Source organism: Spongiibacter sp. IMCC21906 (genome assembly GCF_001010805.1).
Classification (GTDB): Bacteria; Pseudomonadota; Gammaproteobacteria; order Pseudomonadales; family Spongiibacteraceae; genus Spongiibacter.
In genome coordinates, this window is the sequence record NZ_CP011477.1 from 2,454,779 (window position 1) to 2,473,386 (window position 18,608).

Here is an 18,608-nt window from a genome sequence, read left to right on the forward strand (position 1 = left end):
CCTCAGTAGATGAAGCCTAAGTTATCACAGAGTGACGTAGAGGTTCCCTCGCTAAATAGTAGTTATATATCACTTTTTATCAAGATTTCCAGCGCGGAAGCAATGTTTGTTATTACCCCATCCCGCAAATTATCGCCAATTAATGTGCAGCGAAGGCGTTTATCGCTCCGCTTATCAATGCGAATATCTGCAATATCGATGCCGAGATCATCTGGCAAGCTTGCAGGAGAAACGTGCTCAGATATGTCACTCGCCAAACGGAAGCGGGATTTAGCCCCTAACGACTGCAGTAGTGCGGAGTAATCGATGGTCTCATTACAGTCCACAATAAGACTAATATTGTGACCGTAAAATACCGGTGCGGTAATCACATGACAGCGCACATCAACCGGAGCCTCAAAGTACTCAGCGAGTTGCTGTTCGATTTGATTGGCAAACAAACCAGCTTGATCTGCCACCACATTAAAGGCAATTTGCTGCCCCAATGCTTTCTGCTCTATCGGCTGGCCGTTAAGTAACCGAGCTGACTCATAGGCAAGAGCATCAATTCCCTTCTTACCGTGGTAAGACACCGGCAGACATATCGCTGCATCTACCGCAACCGGTACTTGATCAAGCAGGCCTAACAACGCAGCGCAGTGACTTGCCGCGGCACCGGCAATAGAAAACTGGCGCTGGCCCGGCGCCAAGTCTTCGCCAAAATACCACGCGCCCTGGCCGCGCTGAGCCAGACTGTCAGTGCCATCTAAAATCAGCACGTCTGCATCTAACAATGCGTCTATAGCACGCTCTGCCAGTTCTTGATCATCCAGAAAAATCGCTGCCGCAATATCTGTGGCAACAATATCTTCTGGAGAGCGCACTGCGACCGGACGTCCGCGCCAAATCAGGCTGTCACCGTCGGCGTCAGCCGTGACCGGCAGAATACTGCCGATAGCCTGATTGTCACTTAAGCGTTCCAGCAGGGCATCGACGCCGGGGCCTAGCTCACAGTAAATTGCCAGCGAAATTGCCATTACTTAATATCACCCATCAAAATACGCAGCATTCGACGTAAAGGCTCTGCGGCACCCCATAGCAGCTGGTCACCCACCGTAAAGGCGTTGATGTACTGATCACCGAGGTTGGTTTTACGCAAACGGCCAACCGGGACCTGAAGCGTACCGGTTACCGCTGTGGGGGTTAGCTGTGAAAGCGTGGACTCTTTATCGTTAGTGACCACTTTCACCCAATCATTTGCCGAAGCAATCGCGCTTTCAATGGCATCCATCGAGGCGGATTTATTCAACTTAATAGTCAGCGCCTGACTGTGGCAGCGCATGGCGCCGATACGCACACAGGTGCCATCAATGGCCAACGGCGAGTTTTCGCGACCGAGAATTTTGTTGGTCTCGGCTTGCGCCTTCCACTCTTCACGGCTTTGACCATTTTCCAAGGCAGTGTCAATCCAGGGTAACAAGCTGCCACCCAAGGCGTGGCCAAAGTTGTCCGTTGGAAAATTCCCAGAGCGCATGGTTTCAGCAACCTTGCGGTCAATATCCAAAATATTGCTGCGGGGGTCGGCCAGCTCTGTGGCAACGCCGTCGCGAATACTGCCCATTTGCTCAATCAACTCGCGCATATTTTGGGCGCCCGCGCCAGAAGCGGCTTGGTAAGTTTGGGCACTCACCCACTCCACCAATCCTTCCCGGAACAAGCCGCCAATACCCATCAGCATCAAGCTGACAGTGCAGTTACCACCGATAAAGTTTTTGACGCCTTTATCCAAGCCCTGTTTAACCACATCGAGGTTAACCGGGTCCAGAACGATAATGGCGTCATCTTTCATACGCAGTGACGACGCCGCGTCAATCCAGTAGCCATTCCAACCGCTATTGCGCAAAGGTTCGAATACCGACTTGGTGTAATCACCACCCTGACAGGAGATAATAATATCCATTGCCGCCAGCTCGTCGATGTTGCTGGCATCTTTCAAGGCCGGGATCTCACGGCCAATATCCGGTCCCTGACCACCCACATTGGAGGTAGTGAAAAAAACCGGCTCGATACCCGCAAAGTCATTTTCTTCCAACATGCGGCCCATCAATACTGAACCGACCATGCCGCGCCAACCAATAAACCCTACTTTTTGCATCATTACTTCCTCTTGATTCTGTGTGTTTCAGCCTTAACTTTTTGTCCTTAGCTTAAGGCCTCGATAACCGCATCGCCCATCTCCGTTGTGCTGACTAACTTACAGCCCTCAGAAGCAATATCGGCGGTGCGTAAACCTTGGTCCAGAACACGACTGACCGCATCCTCGATAACCTGCGCAGCGGCTGCTTCGTTTAATGAATAACGGAGCATCATGGCCACTGACAAAATAGTCGCCAAGGGATTGGCCTTGTTCTGGCCAGCAATATCCGGCGCGCTGCCATGACAAGGCTCATACATGCCTTTGCCATTCACATCCAACGACGCTGACGGCAGCATACCAATCGAGCCGGTCAACATGGCGGCAGCATCAGAGAGAATGTCACCAAACATATTGCCGGTCACCATCACGTCAAACTGCTTGGGTGCTCGCACCAGTTGCATCGCAGCGTTGTCCACGTACATATGGCTGAGTTCAACATCGGGATAGTCCTTGGCCATATCCTGCACCACTTCCCGCCACAACATCGTGACCTCAAGCACATTCGCCTTATCAACACTGCACAAACGGCCGCCACGCTTTTGCGCCAGCTCAAAGGCAAGCTTGGCAATACGACGAATTTGCGATTCGTTATAAACGTAGGTGTTGTAACCTTCGCGCTCGCCATTTTCCAGCTCGCGAATACCTCGGGGCTGACCAAAATAAATACCACCCGTCAGCTCACGAACAATCAGAATATCCAAACCCGCAACCAACTCTGGCTTTAGCGACGAAGCATCGGCCAACTGAGGATACAGCAGTGCCGGTCGCAAGTTGCCAAACAAATCCAGTCGCGACCGAATCGCCAACAAACCAGCTTTTTCTGGACGCTCTGCTGGCGGCAAGGTATCCCATTTAGGGCCACCCACAGCGCCCAACAAAATGGCATCGGCGGCGTCACACAAGGCAATCGTTTCTTCAGGTAATGCCGTGCCCTTCGCATCAATCGCGGCGCCACCGACCAGACCGTCTTCAAGCGTTAGGTTCAAACTGTGTTGATCATTGACCAGTGCTAGTACGCGGCTGGCTTGCGCCATAATTTCCGGACCAATGCCGTCACCGGCCAAGATTGCAATTTTCTTTGTATTACTCACGGGAAATCCTTATTTCAACGTTGCTTAACCAGCCCGGAATAACCAGGGAGATTTTTGCTGCCATTTGACTTCATAAGCTTTAATGTCGTCGGCATCTTCAAGGGTGAGGCCGATATCATCCAAACCGTTAATGAGGCAATGCTTACGAAAACTGTCCACCTCAAAACTAATGCTCTCACCAGACGGAGTTTGAATAGTCTGGGTGGGCAAATCTACCATCAGCTTGTAACCGTGTTCGGCATACATCTCTTTAAACAAGCTATCAACTATATCTGCTTCTAAAACAATAGGTAAAACGCCATTTTTAAAGCAGTTATTAAAGAATATATCGGCAAAACTCGGCGCGATCACACAGCGAAAACCGTAATCTTCCAAGGCCCAAGGCGCGTGCTCACGACTCGAACCACAGCCAAAATTCTCCCGAGCCAGCAATATTGAGGCCCCCGTATAGCGCTGTTCGTTTAAGGGAAAATCCGGGTTTAATGGCCGCTCACTGCAATCCTGCCCGGGCTGTCCCTCATCCAGATAACGCAGCTCATCAAACAGATTGGGACCGAAGCCACTGCGTTTAATGGATTTCAAAAACTGCTTAGGGATGATCATATCGGTATCAACATTGGCGCGATCCATTGGCGCGGCAATACCGTTTAATGTCGTAAAAGGCTTCATGCTGCACTCCCTTTGGTAAACTCACGCACATCAACAAAGTGACCCGCAATCGCAGCGGCGGCGGCCATGGCGGGGCTCACCAAATGGGTACGCCCCCCAAAGCCCTGCCGCCCTTCAAAATTACGGTTAGACGTGGACGCACAATGCTCCCCTGCCCCTAATTTATCGGCATTCATCGCCAAGCACATTGAGCAACCGGGCTCCCGCCACAGCAATCCCGCCTCACTAAAAATCTTGTCCAGTCCTTCAGCCTCAGCTTGCTGCTTTACTAAACCTGAACCGGGAACCACCAAGGCCTCTTTAATATTGGCGGCAACTTTTTTGCCCTTGACGACGCTGGCCGCTTCTCGCAAATCCTCAATACGAGAATTGGTACAGGAACCAATAAAGACTTTATCCAGCTGAATATCGGTGATTTTCTCGCCGCCTTTCAGCCCCATATATTTCAACGCCGATGCGCAGGCACTACGTTTTGCCGGGTCAGAAAAATCCTCTGGCGTGGGCACAACGCCCCCAACAGGTCCAACCATTTCGGGGCTGGTCCCCCACGTGACCTGTGGTTCAATCTCGGCGCCGTTTAATTCAATAACGGCATCAAATGCGGCATCGGCATCGCTGTGCAGGGTGTTCCAATAACTCACCGCATCGTCCCACTGCTCAGCTGTCGGTGCAAAAGGTCGACCTTTAACGTAGTCGATGGTGGTTTGGTCTACAGCAACCATACCCACTCGGGCACCGGCCTCAATGGCCATATTACAAATGGTCATGCGGCCTTCCATTGACAGCTTGCGAATGGCTGCGCCACCAAACTCGATGGCATAACCCGTGCCGCCCGCCGTACCAATTTTGCCAATCACCGCCAGCACGATATCTTTTGCCGTGACGCCGGGACCAAGTTCACCGTCGACACGAACCAGCATGTTTTTGCTCTTTTTCTGAATCAGGCACTGGGTCGCCAACACATGCTCGACTTCAGAGGTGCCAATCCCGTGGGCCAGCGCGCCCAGCGCGCCGTGGGTAGCGGTGTGGGAATCGCCGCACACTACCGTCATTCCCGGCAAAGTCGCGCCTTGCTCCGGGCCAACAACATGAACAATACCCTGACGAATATCATTAATAGAAAATTCGGTAATCCCAAATTCATTACAGTTATCGTCCAGGGTTTTAACCTGAATGCGAGACACCTCGTCTTCGATACCCTCAACACCGCCACTGCGCTGCAACTTTTCTGTTGGCACATTGTGGTCTGGCGTCGCCAAATTGGCATCGATGCGCCACGGGCGACGGCCCGCCAGACGCAAGCCTTCAAAAGCTTGCGGCGAGGTTACTTCGTGAACCAGCTGCCGATCGATATAAATCAAGGCAGTGCCATCGTCACGGGTTTTGACCACATGGTCGTCCCACAATTTGTCGTATAAGGTTTTAGCCGTCATCGCCGTCTCTTCCGTTTAACCATCTAGCTTGGATTGGTGATATTTTAGGCAAGGCCATCCAATAAAACAAATTCATATTTTTTATTATTTGAATTCCAAAAAGGAATAGATAAACTTAAAGCATGGATACTCAAGCCCTGAATGCCTTTCTCGCGGTGGCAGAAAACCAATCGTTTTCACTGGCTGCAGAGCAGCTACACATTACCCAACCCGCAGTAAGCAAACGTATTTCAAGTTTAGAAAAGCAACTGGACTGCCGATTATTTGACCGAATCGGCCGCCACGTTCATCTTACCGAGGCCGGGCGCGCTCTACTTCCCCAGTGCCGCAAGATATTACAGGATATTCGCGAAGCTGCCCGTAGTATTCACGATCTTCAAGGCGGCATTTCAGGTCGTTTATCCATGGGCATCAGCCACCATATTGGTCTACACCGTCTGCCACCTGTATTGCGAGAATTTAGCCAACGCCACCCCGACGTGCAGCTGGATATTGATTTTATGGATTCAGAACGGGCCCACGACCGCATTTTACACGGCGAAATGGATCTGGCGGTGATCACCCTCTCTCCCGTTGCCGACCAGCATTTGCAGTCCATCCCTGTCTGGGAAGATCCCCTCATGGTCACCATTGCTGCAGACCACCCACTGGCAAGCCAGAAAGAGGTCACCGCCGAGATGCTCAGTCACTACACGGCGATCCCACCGGGTCTTAACACCTACACCGGCCAGATCATTAAGGAGCTGTTTGACACCAAAGGACTGGAAATGAATATCGGCATGTCGACCAACTACCTGGAGACCATTAAGGTGATGGTGGGTATCGGGCTTGGCTGGAGTATTTTGCCGTTGACGCTGCTAGATGACACCGTGGTGGCGCTGCCGCTAAAGGGCATGCCTCTGCAACGGATTTTAGGCTGCGTACACCATCGCAGCCGAAGTCTGTCGAATGCCGCTCAAGCCTTTATTACGTTACTGGAAGCCGAGGCCATCAATGCCAAACATTAAGAGCCAGGCACTGACCTCCATCAACGATTTTTGGGGCTAAGTTGAACAAGCAGTGCAGCCATTGCTGCAGGGGTATCCCCATCGAGATAAATGCCCGGATCACTCACCACAATGACATCACAGCACTCGGGATGATCCGTAATAATCGCTTTGCCACCCCGGTCTCCACACAGCTGGCTTAAAGCCGGAAAAAAACGGCGTCCAAACACCACTGGGTGACCTTGACGGCCATCACATTGCGGCAAAACAATGCGCTCAGGGCTGGCCGATGCCGCCAAGGCAGCCAAGGTGCTCACTCGTATTAACGGTAAATCTGCAGGCATCAACATAACAGCATCTAGCGCCGAGTCAGTCATCACATCATTGAGCATATCGGCAATGGTGCCACCCATCCCCTCCTGCCCACGCGGGCAGACGATAGTCTCACCCACTAGCAAAGGAGCAATATTATCATGACGACGAATACCAACCCGAGCCTCGACCCCCGCTTTTTTCAGTCGTCGCAGCATGGCATTGACCAATAAACCGCCATCGGGCATGCGTACACTGCGCTTATCCTGCTCGCCAAATCGGCGGCTTTGTCCGGCCGCCAGCAAAAGCGCCAACACCTTCATTATTTGAATTTGGCCCGCAAGGAGGTGAGTTCCGCCATAATCGCCACCGCAATCTCCATCGCCGTTTTGCTGCCGATAGCCAAACCCACTGGCGCTCGGAGCTTAGCCAACTGCGCTTCGCTGACATCTAGCTCTAACAAGCGTTGGCGACGCTTATCTGAGGTACGCTGAGAACCCAGCGCCCCGACATAAAACAACGGCTGGGTCAGCGCCTCCATGAGCGCCATATCATCAATTCTGGGGTCGTGGGTTAAGGTGATGACAATACTGTGGTTATCGCTTGCCCGCTGTCTCACTACATCATCCGGCATCCCTGAAACCAGCTCTACGCCAGGGAGTGGCCATTGATCCAAACGCTCCGGCCGAGGGTCGGTCACCAACACGCGATAATCCATCGCCAACGCAATCTCGGTAATACAGCGGGCCAACTCATTCGCCCCCACCAAAAGCAGTTGGTAATGAGGACCAAAATCCTGCTGTAATCTGTCTTCGCTCAACTCTAAGGCAGCGCAATACTCACGCTCGGCTAACTGCCAATCACCGGACTGTAAACACACCAGACGGCGAATCGCCCGGCGTGAACTCAATGCAGAGCTAACTCGCTCTATTAAAGGCAAATGTCGGGCATCCAGACGCTCCACCAGAATTTGCATTCGCCCACCACAAGGTAAGCCGAATCGCTCATTCTCTTCAGCACTAAGACCAAACTCGATAAGTTCGGGATGCTTCTTCGCCAACGTTCCCTCTGCTAACCGCTGCAATAAATCATCTTCTATACAACCGCCAGATAAAGAGCCACTCAACTGACCATCATCACTAAGCAGCAACAATGCGCCCTGGGACCGAGGTGAAGCGCCAAAGGTTTTGGCAACCGTACACAACCAGGCCACTTTACTTTCTCGCAAGGCAGCAGTGGCAGCGGTTAAAACAATGTCATCTGATGAACGCAAAGTTGATATTCCCAAATACAAAAAACGCCGCAAAAGCGGCGTTAATATTAATGCTTAAACAAGACTCAAACCGAAATTCAAACTAGTACCAGCGATAGGTACCTTGAATTGCAATGGTGCGAGGCTGCTCAATAAAACCGTAATGGCCAATGCTACCAAATATGTTACTGGAAAGCGGCGTATCGTTTGAGTAAGAAATGACGGTCTCATCGGTTAGATTTTTAACCAAGGCCGCAACTTCCCAACCCTTACCGGGGTCCGCCAGAGACACCCGTAAATTGGTTTTTACGTAAGCGTCTTGCTGCTGGCTAGGATCCAGATTCTGAGAAGAGTTGTAGTCACCCGTAAAGACAAAGTCCGCCGCGCTACGCAACTCCAGATCTTTCAGTATCGAGGTGGTGTAAACCAAACCTATATTACCGGAATAGTCTGCCACGTACTGATTCGTCTTGCCTTTGTAGTCACAAAACTCAACACCGCTAACCTCTCTGTCTGGCTCTTGACCCTGAAAGCACTGACCGTTCTCGTAGTCCGTAAACTCAAAGTCCAAAAATGCCAGCGCCCCTGTGATCATTAACTTTTCCGTCAAAGCGACCCGGCCATCCAGCTCAAGCCCCATGGTCTCGGCAGCACCCGCATTACCCACATTAAAGCCCAAAGTACCGTCAAAAATACTCACCTGCAGGTCGTCATACTTGGTGTAAAACAACGCCGTATTAAGCTCTGCAGCGCCACCCCAAAGCGAGGTTTTTGCACCAAATTCAATGCTGGTTGCCTGCTCTTCTTCGTACTCAAAGCTACCCACTAGCATTTGCGGATCAGCAAGATTTTGCAATGGGCGAATGGAGTTAGTATCTGGTGACGCGTTAGACCGAGCGTCGTAACCACCCGATTTAAAGCCTCGGCTCAAAGTAGCGTACAACATCACATCGTCGCTATAGTCGTACTGAAGATTTAATGATGGCGAAACATTGCTCTCGGTACGGGAACCAGTCAGGTTGTGTCGCTCAGCTGAAAAGTTCTTCGCCACAACCGTATCCACTTCACCTTCAGGGATACGCTCGCCGGTTTGGATATTGGCAAAATCTAAGCTGCGACTACCATCTTTTTTCTCGTAGGCGTAGCGCAAGCCCAGGGTTGCCCGAAACAGATCTGTGACATTCCACGTGGTTTGTAAAAACACAGAGAACAGCTCGGTGTCACTGCTGAAATACCGAGGTGTACCCAGGTTACGAATCGCATCCCCTGCATCACCAATACCGCCCAACTCAGGTAAACCCGCATCAAAAAATGGTTGCAGAATGGCTTCCAGCGGCGTGCCAGCAAAGGTCCCTTCCACAACATCATCCAACGGCCCACCCGTCAAATCGCCACTCTGAGGACCTTCACCACGGCCACCCACTTCCTGGATATCCGCTGCATTGATTAAGCCCGGAAGAATATCGCTCTCTACCCGAATGCTATCGTAGAAATCCAATTCACTGTACTGAACAAAGGCGCCACCGATAAACTCAAAGGTTTCCCCAACAGGCGATACCCAACGCAGCTCTTGGCTAAATTGTTTGTACTCTTCTTCTGCGGCCACGCTAAATAATGGCGCGCCCGTAAAATCACAATCACAAAGCTCATCGGTTTGATAACCAAGTAAACCAGTAATAAAAGTGAACTGGTGACCATCACGATAATAGTCTACGTTTAAGGTCGCATTACGGGTGTCGTTATAACTGAAGTCACCGTTGGAAGAACGCTTAAAATCTTGCCGATTGTTAAGCACAGAGGAATCAGCATCAACCGTGGCCAGCACGATAGGACCGACACCAACTTCCGTAGAATCCAGGATTTCGGCATAAGTTTTTCCGGTAAAAGAACTTGTCGTCGAAGTTGACCGCTGATCATTAATAATTTCAATTTGACGACCATTCACATCAAAAGAGCCCGCCTCTAATTTCAGCGATGCCGTCAAATCGGCGCTGGCATCCCAATCCAGAATAAGTCGGAAAGTTTGCTCATCTCTTTCAGGCTCATCACGGTTCAGGGTGATGTTTTCAATGTGGCCATCAATCTGGCGTTTACGAATTGCCACCCGTGCGCCAAACTCATCGTTGAGGGGGCCAGAAGCGACAAAATCCAAAATGCGCTCATTGGTCTCTGGCTCATAGGTCAAGGAGACTAAACCTTCGGTTTCTTGACCGGGTCGTGCTGAGATTAAACTCAACGCACCAGCAATACTGTTTTTACCGAACAAAATATTCTGTGGACCACGCAATACTTCCACCCGTTCTAAATCGAGAAATGGGGCTCGGGTCAACTGAGCGCGACCATAGCTAATGCCGTCAAAATACATCCCTACCGATTGTTCAAAGCCGGGGTTGATACCCGAGCCAATACCGCGAATATAAATATTGGTACCAATCCCCGTCTCGGACATGGTGAGGTTGGGAACATAAGACTGCAGGTCTTCTATTTTGCCAATCCCGGCCTCCAGCATCTTATCGCCAGTGACCGCATTAACAGAAACCGGAACATCTTGCAGGCTTTCGGCCCTGATAGTGGCCGTCACGATCACCTCTTCCAGCACCGCTTGCGCAAAACTGGCACTACTGGCCAAGGCGACGCTAGTGGCTAGAAGAGTTTTTTGAAAAGATGAAAAAACACGTTTTAAGGCCATATGACCTCCGAGGCTATTATTTTTTATTGGCTCTTTGTGGCTACCCTATAAGCAACCCCAAACACAGAAGCTTAGCTTCTCACTTTAGCTTTATGTTTGCAATGAAAACATGGCGCAATTTTCTATATTCCCCGCAATATAAATTGTACTGCTAAAAAAATGCCCTGCAATGCAGGGCAATAAAATCACAAGGCATTATTCCTTCAGCATGCTACCAACGCAGAGACAGCTGCAGCGCAACACTCCGAGGGCGCTCAACAAATGAATAATGACTGATGGCACCAAAGCTGCTGTTAGCCAATGGGGTATCATTGGAATAAGAGACTACCTCTTCATCGGTGAGGTTTTTCGCGACTAGCGCCACTTCCCAGCCATCGGCTTCACTCGCCAATGCCAGACGCATATTCACCTTCACGTAGCCATCTTGCTCTTGGCTAGGGTCAAGGTTTTGCGAAGAGTTATAGTCATCGGTGAAGACAAAATCAGTAGAAGCACGGAATAACAGATTATTGGCTACCGGTTGCTCATAATTAAAAGCCAGGTTGCCTGAATAATCCGCCACGTACTGGTTAGACTTGCCTTCGTAGTCACAGAAATCCACACCGTTCACCGTCGCATCAGGCGTTTGCCCCTGATAACACTGCCCATTCGGGAAATCAGTAAACTCAAAGTCAAGGAATGCTAACGCTGCGGTCATACTTAAACGATCGGTAATCGCCAATCGGGTATCCAACTCGATACCTTTGGTTTCAGCCGCCCCCGCATTGCCCACATTAAAGCCTAGTGTGCCATCGAAGATACTGACTTGAAGATCATCGTATTTGGTGAGAAATGCCGCTACATTCAGCTCGAGACGACCGTCCATAAAGCTGGTTTTAGCACCGACCTCAAAACTGGTGGCTTTTTCTTTGTCGTATTCAAAGGCCCCCACAATCACCGATCCCGCTGCATTAGGAGCCGTGTTTGGCGACGCATTTGAGCGCGCATCAAAACCACCTGTTTTATAACCCTTGGTGACTGTTGCGTAGCCCATAACGCTATCACTGAAGTCATATTGCAGGTTTAACGATGGCGCAAATTGATCTTCATCCTGCTCACCAGAAAGGTTATGGCGTTCTATTTTAAATACGCTTGCCAACACCCCATCCACCGTACCCAAAGGCCGCTCATTACCGTCCAGGTCTGCAACTGTCAGGCTTCGGCTACCATCCTTCTCTTCAGAGGAGTATCTAACACCCAATGTGGCGCGAAAGCGCTCAGTTGCATTCCATGTGGTTTGCCAAAATACAGACCATAAATCAGAATCGGAAGTGAACTCCCTTGGCGTGGTGGTATTGGCAATAGCATTTCCTGCTGCTGCCGAACCAGTACTCACAGCAATCGCTTGGGGAAGAATGGTGCCGTCTATGCGAATAGAGTCATAAAAATCTAACTCGCTTTTCTGGTAGTACGCACCGCCGATATGCTCAAAAGTGCCTCCGGAAGCCGACACCCACCGAACTTCTTGACTGTATTGTTCATACTCCTCATTGAACAACACATTAAACACATTGGCGCCGGTAAAATCACAGTCACACAGCTCATCAAACTCATAACCCAAAATACCGGAAATAAAAGTAAGCGTGCCTTCACCTAAAGCATAATCGACATTCAGGGTGACATTACGAGTGCGGTTATCGCTGTAGTCGCCATTGGATGAGCGTTTAAAATCCAAGCCCGTATTCAGCACCGAAGGATCGGCGCCAAAACCCCCTACAAGGGTTTGTGAATAGTTTGGATTGCCCACCGCCACGGCCCTGTCAGTGGTGATTTCCACCTGCCGACCATCAACATTAAATTTGCCCAGTTCAAACTTCAACATGGCGGTCAAATCGGGGGTTGCATCCCAATCAAGTATCGCCCTGAACGTGCTTTCTTCTCGGGCTGGCTCATCGCGATTCAGCGTTAAATTTTCGATATAGCCGTCAAATTCCCGTTTCCGCAGCGCCACACGCCCACCCAGGGTGTCCGTAATAGGACCAGACAACACCACGTCTGCTACTTTTTCACCGTGGTCTGGTTCATATAGCAATGAAACAAAACCTTCTTTTTCTTGCCCCGGCCGCGCCGATACCAAGCTCAGCGCACCCGCGATGCTGTTTTTACCATAAAGAATATTTTGCGGGCCCCGGAGCACTTCCACCCTCGCCAAATCAAGAAATGGCGCGCGGGTAAGCTGAGCGCGACTGTAAGCAATGCCATCAAAATACATGCCCACCGACTGCTCAAACCCTGGGTTAATACCTGAACCAATACCTCGAATATAAATATTGGTGCCTATGCCGGTTTCCGACATAGAAAGGTTCGGCACATACGCCTGCAGGTCCTCTATCTTATCAATACCAATTTCCTGCATTTTTTCACCGGAAACGGCATTTACAGAGACAGGCACGTCTTGCAGGCTCTCAGCCCTAAACGTTGCCGTTACTAAGACCTCCTCTAGAACCGGAGCTGCAACAGCACTTGCACTACTGGCCAAGGCTACGCCGCTTGCTAAAAGGCTTTTTTGAAACGATGTGAAAACACGTCCTAAGGTCATATGACCTCCAAAGTTTGTTAATTATTATTGGTACATTGAGATAACCATTGATGATCAACCCAATCCACTGGAACTTAGCTTGCCACTTTCAATACATGTTTTCAATGAAAACATGACGTAATCGGCTGTAATTTTTAAATACTAACTATTGTTATGACTTAAGCATTTATACGCGATTTATCACAATCTGATTTTAGTGTAGATGGGAATATGGACTTGTACATATTTCGGGGCAAATTTAGCTGTAAAAAATCACACTTTGCTGCCAGAGCTACATTCAGCCAAGGCCTGATCACACTAACCCAATTGTCACTGCTGGAAGTCATTTTTGCCTCCGGCTAGGCGCCAGCCACTTGTTTAGTCACTCTAAACAAGTGGCTGGCAACAAAACTGGGGGCAAAAATGGTCCCAGCCCTACCTACAGGTTGTGGCTAAAAAATCCCCATACACAAGCCAGCCGCAAAAGCGGCACCAAGCTCTTCAGCACTTGCCAAGACTGTCGCATCTGGCGGACCACGGAAAATGCTCGGCTCTGTTGCAGAAATCCAAGGAATACCTTTGGCAATACGGGCAGCGAGTTGGGCGGCGTTACGGCCATCATTCCCGGTACATATCAACAAGCCATAGGGCAAATGTAACTCTCTATCAATAGCTGGATAAAAGCAGCGATCCAAAAACTCCTTCATTCCTCCAGCCATTGAGCCAGAATATTCAGGAAAGACCATTAAAATACCATCAGCCCATATCACGTCCCGAGTGCCCGCCTCTGCCGCCCGCAATAAACGTGCAGAAATCGCCTCGTCGGCCTCTATAGCACCTTTATAAACAGCATACGCCAGCTGTTCATTGCGACCAGACTGGCTGTGATAGACAATAAGGAAATTCTTTTTTGCTAAATCTGTCATTCTCTTAATATAGCCTCAACCTCAATACATATTGCTTGCTACTGTAACGCCACCAGCAAAGCCCGTGAACTACTGAAATCACGATTCAAAGTTTTAACGGGGACTTATTGGCAAGTAGTACAAAGGAGCCACAATGAAGTATCTACACACCATGGTCCGGGTTCGCGACCTGAACGCCTCGTTAAATTTTTACTGCACCTTGCTAGGCCTCAAGGAAATATCGCGTTACGACAGCGAAAAAGGCCGTTTCACATTGATTTTCCTTGCCGCGCCAGAAGATGCCGAAAAAGCTCAAAAAGACAAAACACCCACCTTGGAGCTGACCTATAACTGGGACGATGAAGTTTATGAAGGTGGCCGTAATTTTGGCCACTTGGCATTTGCCGTGGACGATATCTACCAGCTATGCCAAAAGCTCCAAGACGGCGGCGTCACCATTAACCGACCACCCAGAGACGGTTATATGGCCTTTATCCGTTCGCCCGACAACATCTCAATAGAATTACTGCAAAAGGGCGACGCCAAAGCACCTGCAGAGCCTTGGCAATCGATGGCCAATACCGGCGAGTGGTAAGATTTCGTTTATATCGACGGATAGGAAAAACGAAAGAAAAACTCAGAACAGACCAAAGAACCAGCCGTCGCGCTGCAGGTCTTTTTCGCAAATAGCCAACTGGCCACGATAGGTTTGAGACCGGGACGTCACTTTACTGGCGACCCGTTTCAACCACGCTTTGCGATCAAAAGTACGGCGTTTAAAACCACCATGGCCTTCATGATAAGCCAGATACAAGCTATAGGTGTCCGCAGGGCTAATGCCGTTTATACGCGTACTGGTGTTGTTGTACCAACCAACAAAATCAATAGCATCTTCAAAGTCATCCCGGTCAGCACCCCAGTTACCTGACTTATCTTTATACCAACGCCAAGTACCATCTTTAGCTTGCGCATAACCATAGGCATCGGACATACGTCCCGCAGGAATAAAACCCAACCAGTATTTACGTGGCGGTTTAGCGTTAGCAACAAACCTGGATTCTTGATGCATAATAGCCATCATCGATGGAATCGGCGAATTCCAGCGTTTAGATGCCGCTTTAGCATCGTCATACCAGCCACTTTTTTCGCGAAAAATATCGCAAATATTATTGGGGTTGCGCGGTGGAGACGTGGTGCAGGCCGTCATCACAAAGACCAGACCCAACAGCACTAGCACACGAATCAAAGCTGCCCACCTTCTTTTAGCACTGCAATCAAACCTTCTTCATCAAGCGTTTTTATTCCCAGTGATTGTGCTTTCGCTAGCTTAGAGCCTGCTGCGGAACCCGCCGCCACACAATCCGTTTTTGCCGATACACTCCCTGCCACCTTAGCACCCAAGGCCTGTAATTTCTCCTTGGCCTCGGCCCGAGTCATGGCTTCGAGGTTGCCGGTTAGCACCCACGTTTGCCCGCTTAAGAGTTGAGCATCACTTCCGGTCTTGATCTCCGGCCAACGAATTCCTGCGGCCACCAATGCCGCCACGACATCGCGGTTATGCTCTACCGCAAAGAACGCCGCAATATGACTGGCCACAATCGGTCCAACATCGTCTACCACTAACAGAGCTTCTTGGTCTGCGGCCATAAGATTCTCTAGACTGACAAAGTGCAAGGCCAAATTGCGTGCTGTTGCCTCGCCAACCTCACGAATGCCTAAAGCAAACAAAAACCGTGGCAAAGTGGTGTCTTTAGACTTATTCAGTGCGGCAATAAGATTATCAGCCGACTTCTGGCCCATACGTTCAAGCCCGGCAAGCTGCGGTGCAGTCAGTGAATACAAGTCCGCAATGGTTTCTATCAGCCCAGAATCCACTAACTGATCGACTAACTTGTCACCCAAACCATCAATATCCATTGCCTTGCGAGAGGCAAAGTGCTTAATCCCTTCTCGCCGCTGGGCACCACAAATCAAACCACCGGTGCAACGCAGCACGGCTTCGCCGGGGGCTTTTTCAAGAGGGCTCTCACAGACAGGACAATGCTCAGGTATTTGAATAGCGCGAGCATCAGCGGGCCTGCGGTCTTCCACTACCTGAACAATTTGCGGAATGACGTCCCCGGCGCGACGAATAATAATGTCATCGCCAATCATCACTCCCAAGCGTTGCACTTCATCAAAGTTATGTAGTGTGGCATTGCTTACTGTCACGCCGCCAACAAACACCGGTTCAAGCTTGGCAACTGGCGTAATGGCACCGGTTCGTCCAACTTGAAACTCCACCTCTTTTAACGTGGTAATTTCTTCTTGAGCAGGAAATTTATGAGCAATGGCCCAACGAGGTGCCCGTGATACAAACCCCAAGGTGTCCTGTACTGACAGCTCATTCACTTTAAAAACAATACCGTCAATGTCATAGGCCAGGCCATCTCGCTGGGCCAACAGCGACTGATAATAGTCCAGGCAGCCTTCGATATCGTCCACCACATTTAATAGCGGGCTCACCAAAAACCCCCACTGGGCCAGCTTTTGCAAACCTTCACTATGGCTTTTAAAAAGCTGTTGTTGATCTTCCGCCAATGCCACGCTGTAGCAGCACATTTCCAGTGGCCGACTGGCGGTAATCCGGCTATCAAGCTGGCGTAAACTTCCCGCGGCGGCATTGCGAGGGTTTACAAACAGCTTGCTGTCATTTTGCCGGGCTTGGGCGTTAATTTTTTCAAAGCCAGCCCGAGGCAAATAAATTTCGCCCCGCACCTCTAATTCATCAGGCCAATCATCGCCCTGTAATTTAAGTGGAATAGAAGCAACCGTGCGGACATTTTGGGTAATGTCTTCACCCTGCTGGCCATCCCCGCGCGTTGCGCCTCTAACCAATACTCCGTCAACGTATAACAGGCTTGCGGCAATACCATCCAGCTTTGGCTCACAGGCGTAGTGGAAGGTTTCCTGATCAGCCAAGCGGCTACGTACTCGACGATCAAAGTCCCGCAATTCTTGCTCTGAAAAAACATTGTCCAACGACAGCATGGGGATTTCATGGCGCACCGTTTTAAAGGCACTCAACGGCTCCCCCCCAACGCGTTGGGTGGGCGAATCGGGTGTACGCAATTCTGGGTGCTGGGCTTCAATATCTTGCAGCTCCCGAAACAAGCGGTCGTATTCCACGTCGGGAACGCTGGGCTGATCGAGAACGTAATATTGGTGGTTATATAAATGCAGTTGCTCGCGCAGCACCGCTGCACGAGACTCAGGAGAACTTGTTTTTGTCATGCGACGCGGGTTTTATCCTGATTATAGCGATTACATCAGCGTAAGCTGGCGACGCTCAAAGTCGCGAATCCGTTGGCGGTAGTGCTCAAGAGTTTGCTTGGTCGCGACACTGTGGGTTTGATCCCGAAGTTCACCGCCAAGATTATTAACCAAGCAGCGCGCCGTTTCCAACATGGCATCAAAAGCTTTAATGCTATTTTTGGGGCCTGGCAAGTGCATAAAAAACACCAGCCCCGGTGTAGTGAAATCTTCGATACCGTCTAAATCAAAATCACCGGGCTCAACCAAGTTGGCAATACTAAATTGCACCGGACCAGTGCCATCTGATTTTTCATAGCGGTGAAAAATATTCATTTTTCCGTAGCGTACATCGCAAGCCAACAAAATTTGCAGCATATCTGAGCCATTAAACGGCTTGCCTGTGGGCGACAGGACATTAAGCACCATCAACTCTTGATGCTCAGGTTTCGTCTCGGCGCCAGACTCTGTTGTGGCGCGTTTTTTCTCATCTGCTCGTCGGCTGGCAGCAATGCTCGCCGACGGCTCAACCTCAAAAGCTCGGTCTTCACGTTTCGCTGTCAGACCCGCGCTCATGTCATCGGCTTGGTTTACGTTGGTTTTAGCCGCTGCAGTTTCAGAATCATCTATTTCAGACCGAGCTGACTCCGATGCAGTCTGTTCAAATTGATTGGGCTTAGCGTTTGTTGCTTCTGATTTGGGCACCTCAAATGAAGAGGTATCTCCAGACGGAGATGCCAAATCATCCTGCAAAGATCTTGTTTTATCTAATTCAGCTGATGCCGTATCGTCAATACCCACGTCGGCATCATGTTTAACTTGGTCGCCAACTGACTTCCTTTGCCGAACTGGCGAGACGTATTCTTCACTCGGATCTCGAAATAGAATATCGTCATCGTCAAAGTCTTCGCCAGTGGTATTCACCTGGGGCCTGTCCACCGCTGGCTCTTGCCCTGACAATCCGCTCGGCTGGCCGCTTTGAGTGGCTGTATTAGCACGCTTAACATGTAAGCTCGGCGATTCTCTCACTGCAATGACTCTTGCGGTGCCGCCGGGCAACTCAGGATTAATCATATCCTCATCGACATCATCCCGAGACTTACGAGACGCCACTCGAATCGTCTCTCGCCGATCATTGCGCATACGGCGATAGCCATCCAGCAAGACCGCCGCCGCTAGCAAACCACCTATAATAATTAACCAGTCTTTGACTGTGAGATCCATTACGAAGCCCTTACCCCGACCGT

General features: G+C 50.1%; 15 protein-coding genes. 2 read left to right on the top strand and 13 right to left on the bottom strand.

What is annotated here, in order from left to right; genetic code table 11:
• Positions 1–62: 62 nt before the first annotated feature.
• Genes IMCC21906_RS11360 through leuC form a run of 5 tightly spaced genes read right to left on the bottom strand, consistent with a single transcriptional unit; the run spans position 63 to position 5,369 of the window.
• Positions 63–1,016, bottom strand: a complete 954-nt coding sequence (locus tag IMCC21906_RS11360) for an Asd/ArgC dimerization domain-containing protein (protein ID WP_047012263.1) — start codon at positions 1,014–1,016, stop codon at positions 63–65.
• Complete coding sequence (gene asd, locus IMCC21906_RS11365; protein ID WP_047012264.1) at positions 1,016–2,134, bottom strand: aspartate-semialdehyde dehydrogenase; 1,119 nt, start codon at positions 2,132–2,134, stop codon at positions 1,016–1,018. The genes IMCC21906_RS11360 and asd overlap by 1 nt, the downstream gene beginning before the upstream one ends.
• A gap of 47 nt (positions 2,135–2,181) precedes the next feature.
• Entirely contained in the window at positions 2,182–3,267 is a 1,086-nt protein-coding gene (gene leuB, locus IMCC21906_RS11370) for a 3-isopropylmalate dehydrogenase (RefSeq protein ID WP_082117460.1), read from the bottom strand.
• Positions 3,268–3,291: 24 nt separating this feature from the next.
• The gene (gene leuD / locus IMCC21906_RS11375) at positions 3,292–3,936 is read right to left on the bottom strand and encodes a 3-isopropylmalate dehydratase small subunit (protein ID WP_047012265.1); all 645 of its coding nucleotides are present in this window, start codon (positions 3,934–3,936) and stop codon (positions 3,292–3,294) included.
• Positions 3,933–5,369: a 3-isopropylmalate dehydratase large subunit gene (gene leuC / locus IMCC21906_RS11380; RefSeq protein WP_047012266.1), complete on the bottom strand. Its 1,437-nt coding sequence runs from the start codon at positions 5,367–5,369 to the stop codon at positions 3,933–3,935. Before leuC ends, leuD begins: the two co-directional genes overlap by 4 nt.
• A gap of 122 nt (positions 5,370–5,491) precedes the next feature.
• On the opposite strand from leuC, the gene IMCC21906_RS11385 reads away from it, so the two are divergent.
• Positions 5,492–6,376, top strand: a complete 885-nt coding sequence (locus IMCC21906_RS11385; protein ID WP_047012267.1) for a LysR family transcriptional regulator — start codon at positions 5,492–5,494, stop codon at positions 6,374–6,376.
• Between the two features lie 20 nt (positions 6,377–6,396).
• Here IMCC21906_RS11385 and IMCC21906_RS11390 read toward each other — a convergent pair whose 3' ends face one another.
• The 5 genes from IMCC21906_RS11390 to IMCC21906_RS11410 form a co-directional block, all read right to left on the bottom strand.
• Positions 6,397–6,990: an NTP transferase domain-containing protein gene (locus IMCC21906_RS11390; RefSeq protein WP_047012268.1), complete on the bottom strand. Its 594-nt coding sequence runs from the start codon at positions 6,988–6,990 to the stop codon at positions 6,397–6,399.
• Positions 6,990–7,940, bottom strand: a complete 951-nt coding sequence (locus IMCC21906_RS11395; RefSeq protein WP_052763506.1) for an XdhC family protein — start codon at positions 7,938–7,940, stop codon at positions 6,990–6,992. The genes IMCC21906_RS11390 and IMCC21906_RS11395 overlap by 1 nt, the downstream gene beginning before the upstream one ends.
• 82 nt (positions 7,941–8,022) lie before the next feature.
• The gene (locus IMCC21906_RS11400; protein WP_047012269.1) at positions 8,023–10,608 is read right to left on the bottom strand and encodes a TonB-dependent receptor; all 2,586 of its coding nucleotides are present in this window, start codon (positions 10,606–10,608) and stop codon (positions 8,023–8,025) included.
• Between the two features lie 211 nt (positions 10,609–10,819).
• Positions 10,820–13,186: a TonB-dependent receptor gene (locus IMCC21906_RS11405; RefSeq protein ID WP_047012270.1), complete on the bottom strand. Its 2,367-nt coding sequence runs from the start codon at positions 13,184–13,186 to the stop codon at positions 10,820–10,822.
• A gap of 431 nt (positions 13,187–13,617) precedes the next feature.
• A complete protein-coding gene (locus IMCC21906_RS11410) occupies positions 13,618–14,091 on the bottom strand; it encodes a flavodoxin family protein (protein WP_047012271.1) in 474 nt (157 codons plus the stop codon).
• Positions 14,092–14,224: 133 nt separating this feature from the next.
• Here IMCC21906_RS11410 and gloA point away from each other — a divergent pair, with 133 nt between their 5' ends.
• The gene (gene gloA, locus IMCC21906_RS11415) at positions 14,225–14,665 is read left to right on the top strand and encodes a lactoylglutathione lyase (RefSeq protein WP_047012272.1); all 441 of its coding nucleotides are present in this window, start codon (positions 14,225–14,227) and stop codon (positions 14,663–14,665) included.
• Between the two features lie 42 nt (positions 14,666–14,707).
• Here gloA and IMCC21906_RS11420 read toward each other — a convergent pair whose 3' ends face one another.
• Genes IMCC21906_RS11420 through zipA form a run of 3 tightly spaced genes read right to left on the bottom strand, consistent with a single transcriptional unit; the run spans position 14,708 to position 18,585 of the window.
• Positions 14,708–15,316 (bottom strand): transglycosylase SLT domain-containing protein, encoded by a 609-nt coding sequence (locus IMCC21906_RS11420; protein WP_369795758.1) that lies wholly within the window; start codon positions 15,314–15,316, stop codon positions 14,708–14,710.
• Positions 15,313–17,343 carry an NAD-dependent DNA ligase LigA gene (gene ligA / locus IMCC21906_RS11425; protein ID WP_047012273.1) on the bottom strand — a complete coding sequence of 677 codons (2,031 nt, stop codon included), beginning with the start codon at positions 17,341–17,343 and terminating at the stop codon, positions 15,313–15,315. The genes IMCC21906_RS11420 and ligA overlap by 4 nt, the downstream gene beginning before the upstream one ends.
• A 30-nt stretch (positions 17,344–17,373) precedes the next feature.
• On the bottom strand, positions 17,374–18,585 hold the full coding sequence (gene zipA / locus IMCC21906_RS16375; RefSeq protein WP_052763507.1) for a cell division protein ZipA: 1,212 nt from the start codon (positions 18,583–18,585) through the stop codon (positions 17,374–17,376).
• Positions 18,586–18,608: the final 23 nt, after the last annotated feature.

Excerpts from the sequence above, each read along its gene's own strand:
- zipA (WP_052763507.1), bottom strand. The coding sequence starts at position 18,585 with ATGGATCTCACAGTCAAAGACTGGTTAATTATTATAGGTGGTTTGCTA.
- IMCC21906_RS11405 (WP_047012270.1), bottom strand. The coding sequence starts at position 13,186 with ATGACCTTAGGACGTGTTTTCACATCGTTTCAAAAAAGCCTTTTAGCA.
- ligA (WP_047012273.1), bottom strand. The coding sequence starts at position 17,343 with ATGACAAAAACAAGTTCTCCTGAGTCTCGTGCAGCGGTGCTGCGCGAG.
- IMCC21906_RS11400 (WP_047012269.1), bottom strand. The coding sequence starts at position 10,608 with ATGGCCTTAAAACGTGTTTTTTCATCTTTTCAAAAAACTCTTCTAGCC.
- leuD (WP_047012265.1), bottom strand. The coding sequence starts at position 3,936 with ATGAAGCCTTTTACGACATTAAACGGTATTGCCGCGCCAATGGATCGC.
- leuC (WP_047012266.1), bottom strand. The coding sequence starts at position 5,369 with ATGACGGCTAAAACCTTATACGACAAATTGTGGGACGACCATGTGGTC.
- IMCC21906_RS11360 (WP_047012263.1), bottom strand. The coding sequence starts at position 1,016 with ATGGCAATTTCGCTGGCAATTTACTGTGAGCTAGGCCCCGGCGTCGAT.
- asd (WP_047012264.1), bottom strand. The coding sequence starts at position 2,134 with ATGCAAAAAGTAGGGTTTATTGGTTGGCGCGGCATGGTCGGTTCAGTA.
- IMCC21906_RS11390 (WP_047012268.1), bottom strand. The coding sequence starts at position 6,990 with ATGAAGGTGTTGGCGCTTTTGCTGGCGGCCGGACAAAGCCGCCGATTT.
- IMCC21906_RS11410 (WP_047012271.1), bottom strand. The coding sequence starts at position 14,091 with ATGACAGATTTAGCAAAAAAGAATTTCCTTATTGTCTATCACAGCCAG.
- IMCC21906_RS11385 (WP_047012267.1), top strand. The coding sequence starts at position 5,492 with ATGGATACTCAAGCCCTGAATGCCTTTCTCGCGGTGGCAGAAAACCAA.
- gloA (WP_047012272.1), top strand. The coding sequence starts at position 14,225 with ATGAAGTATCTACACACCATGGTCCGGGTTCGCGACCTGAACGCCTCG.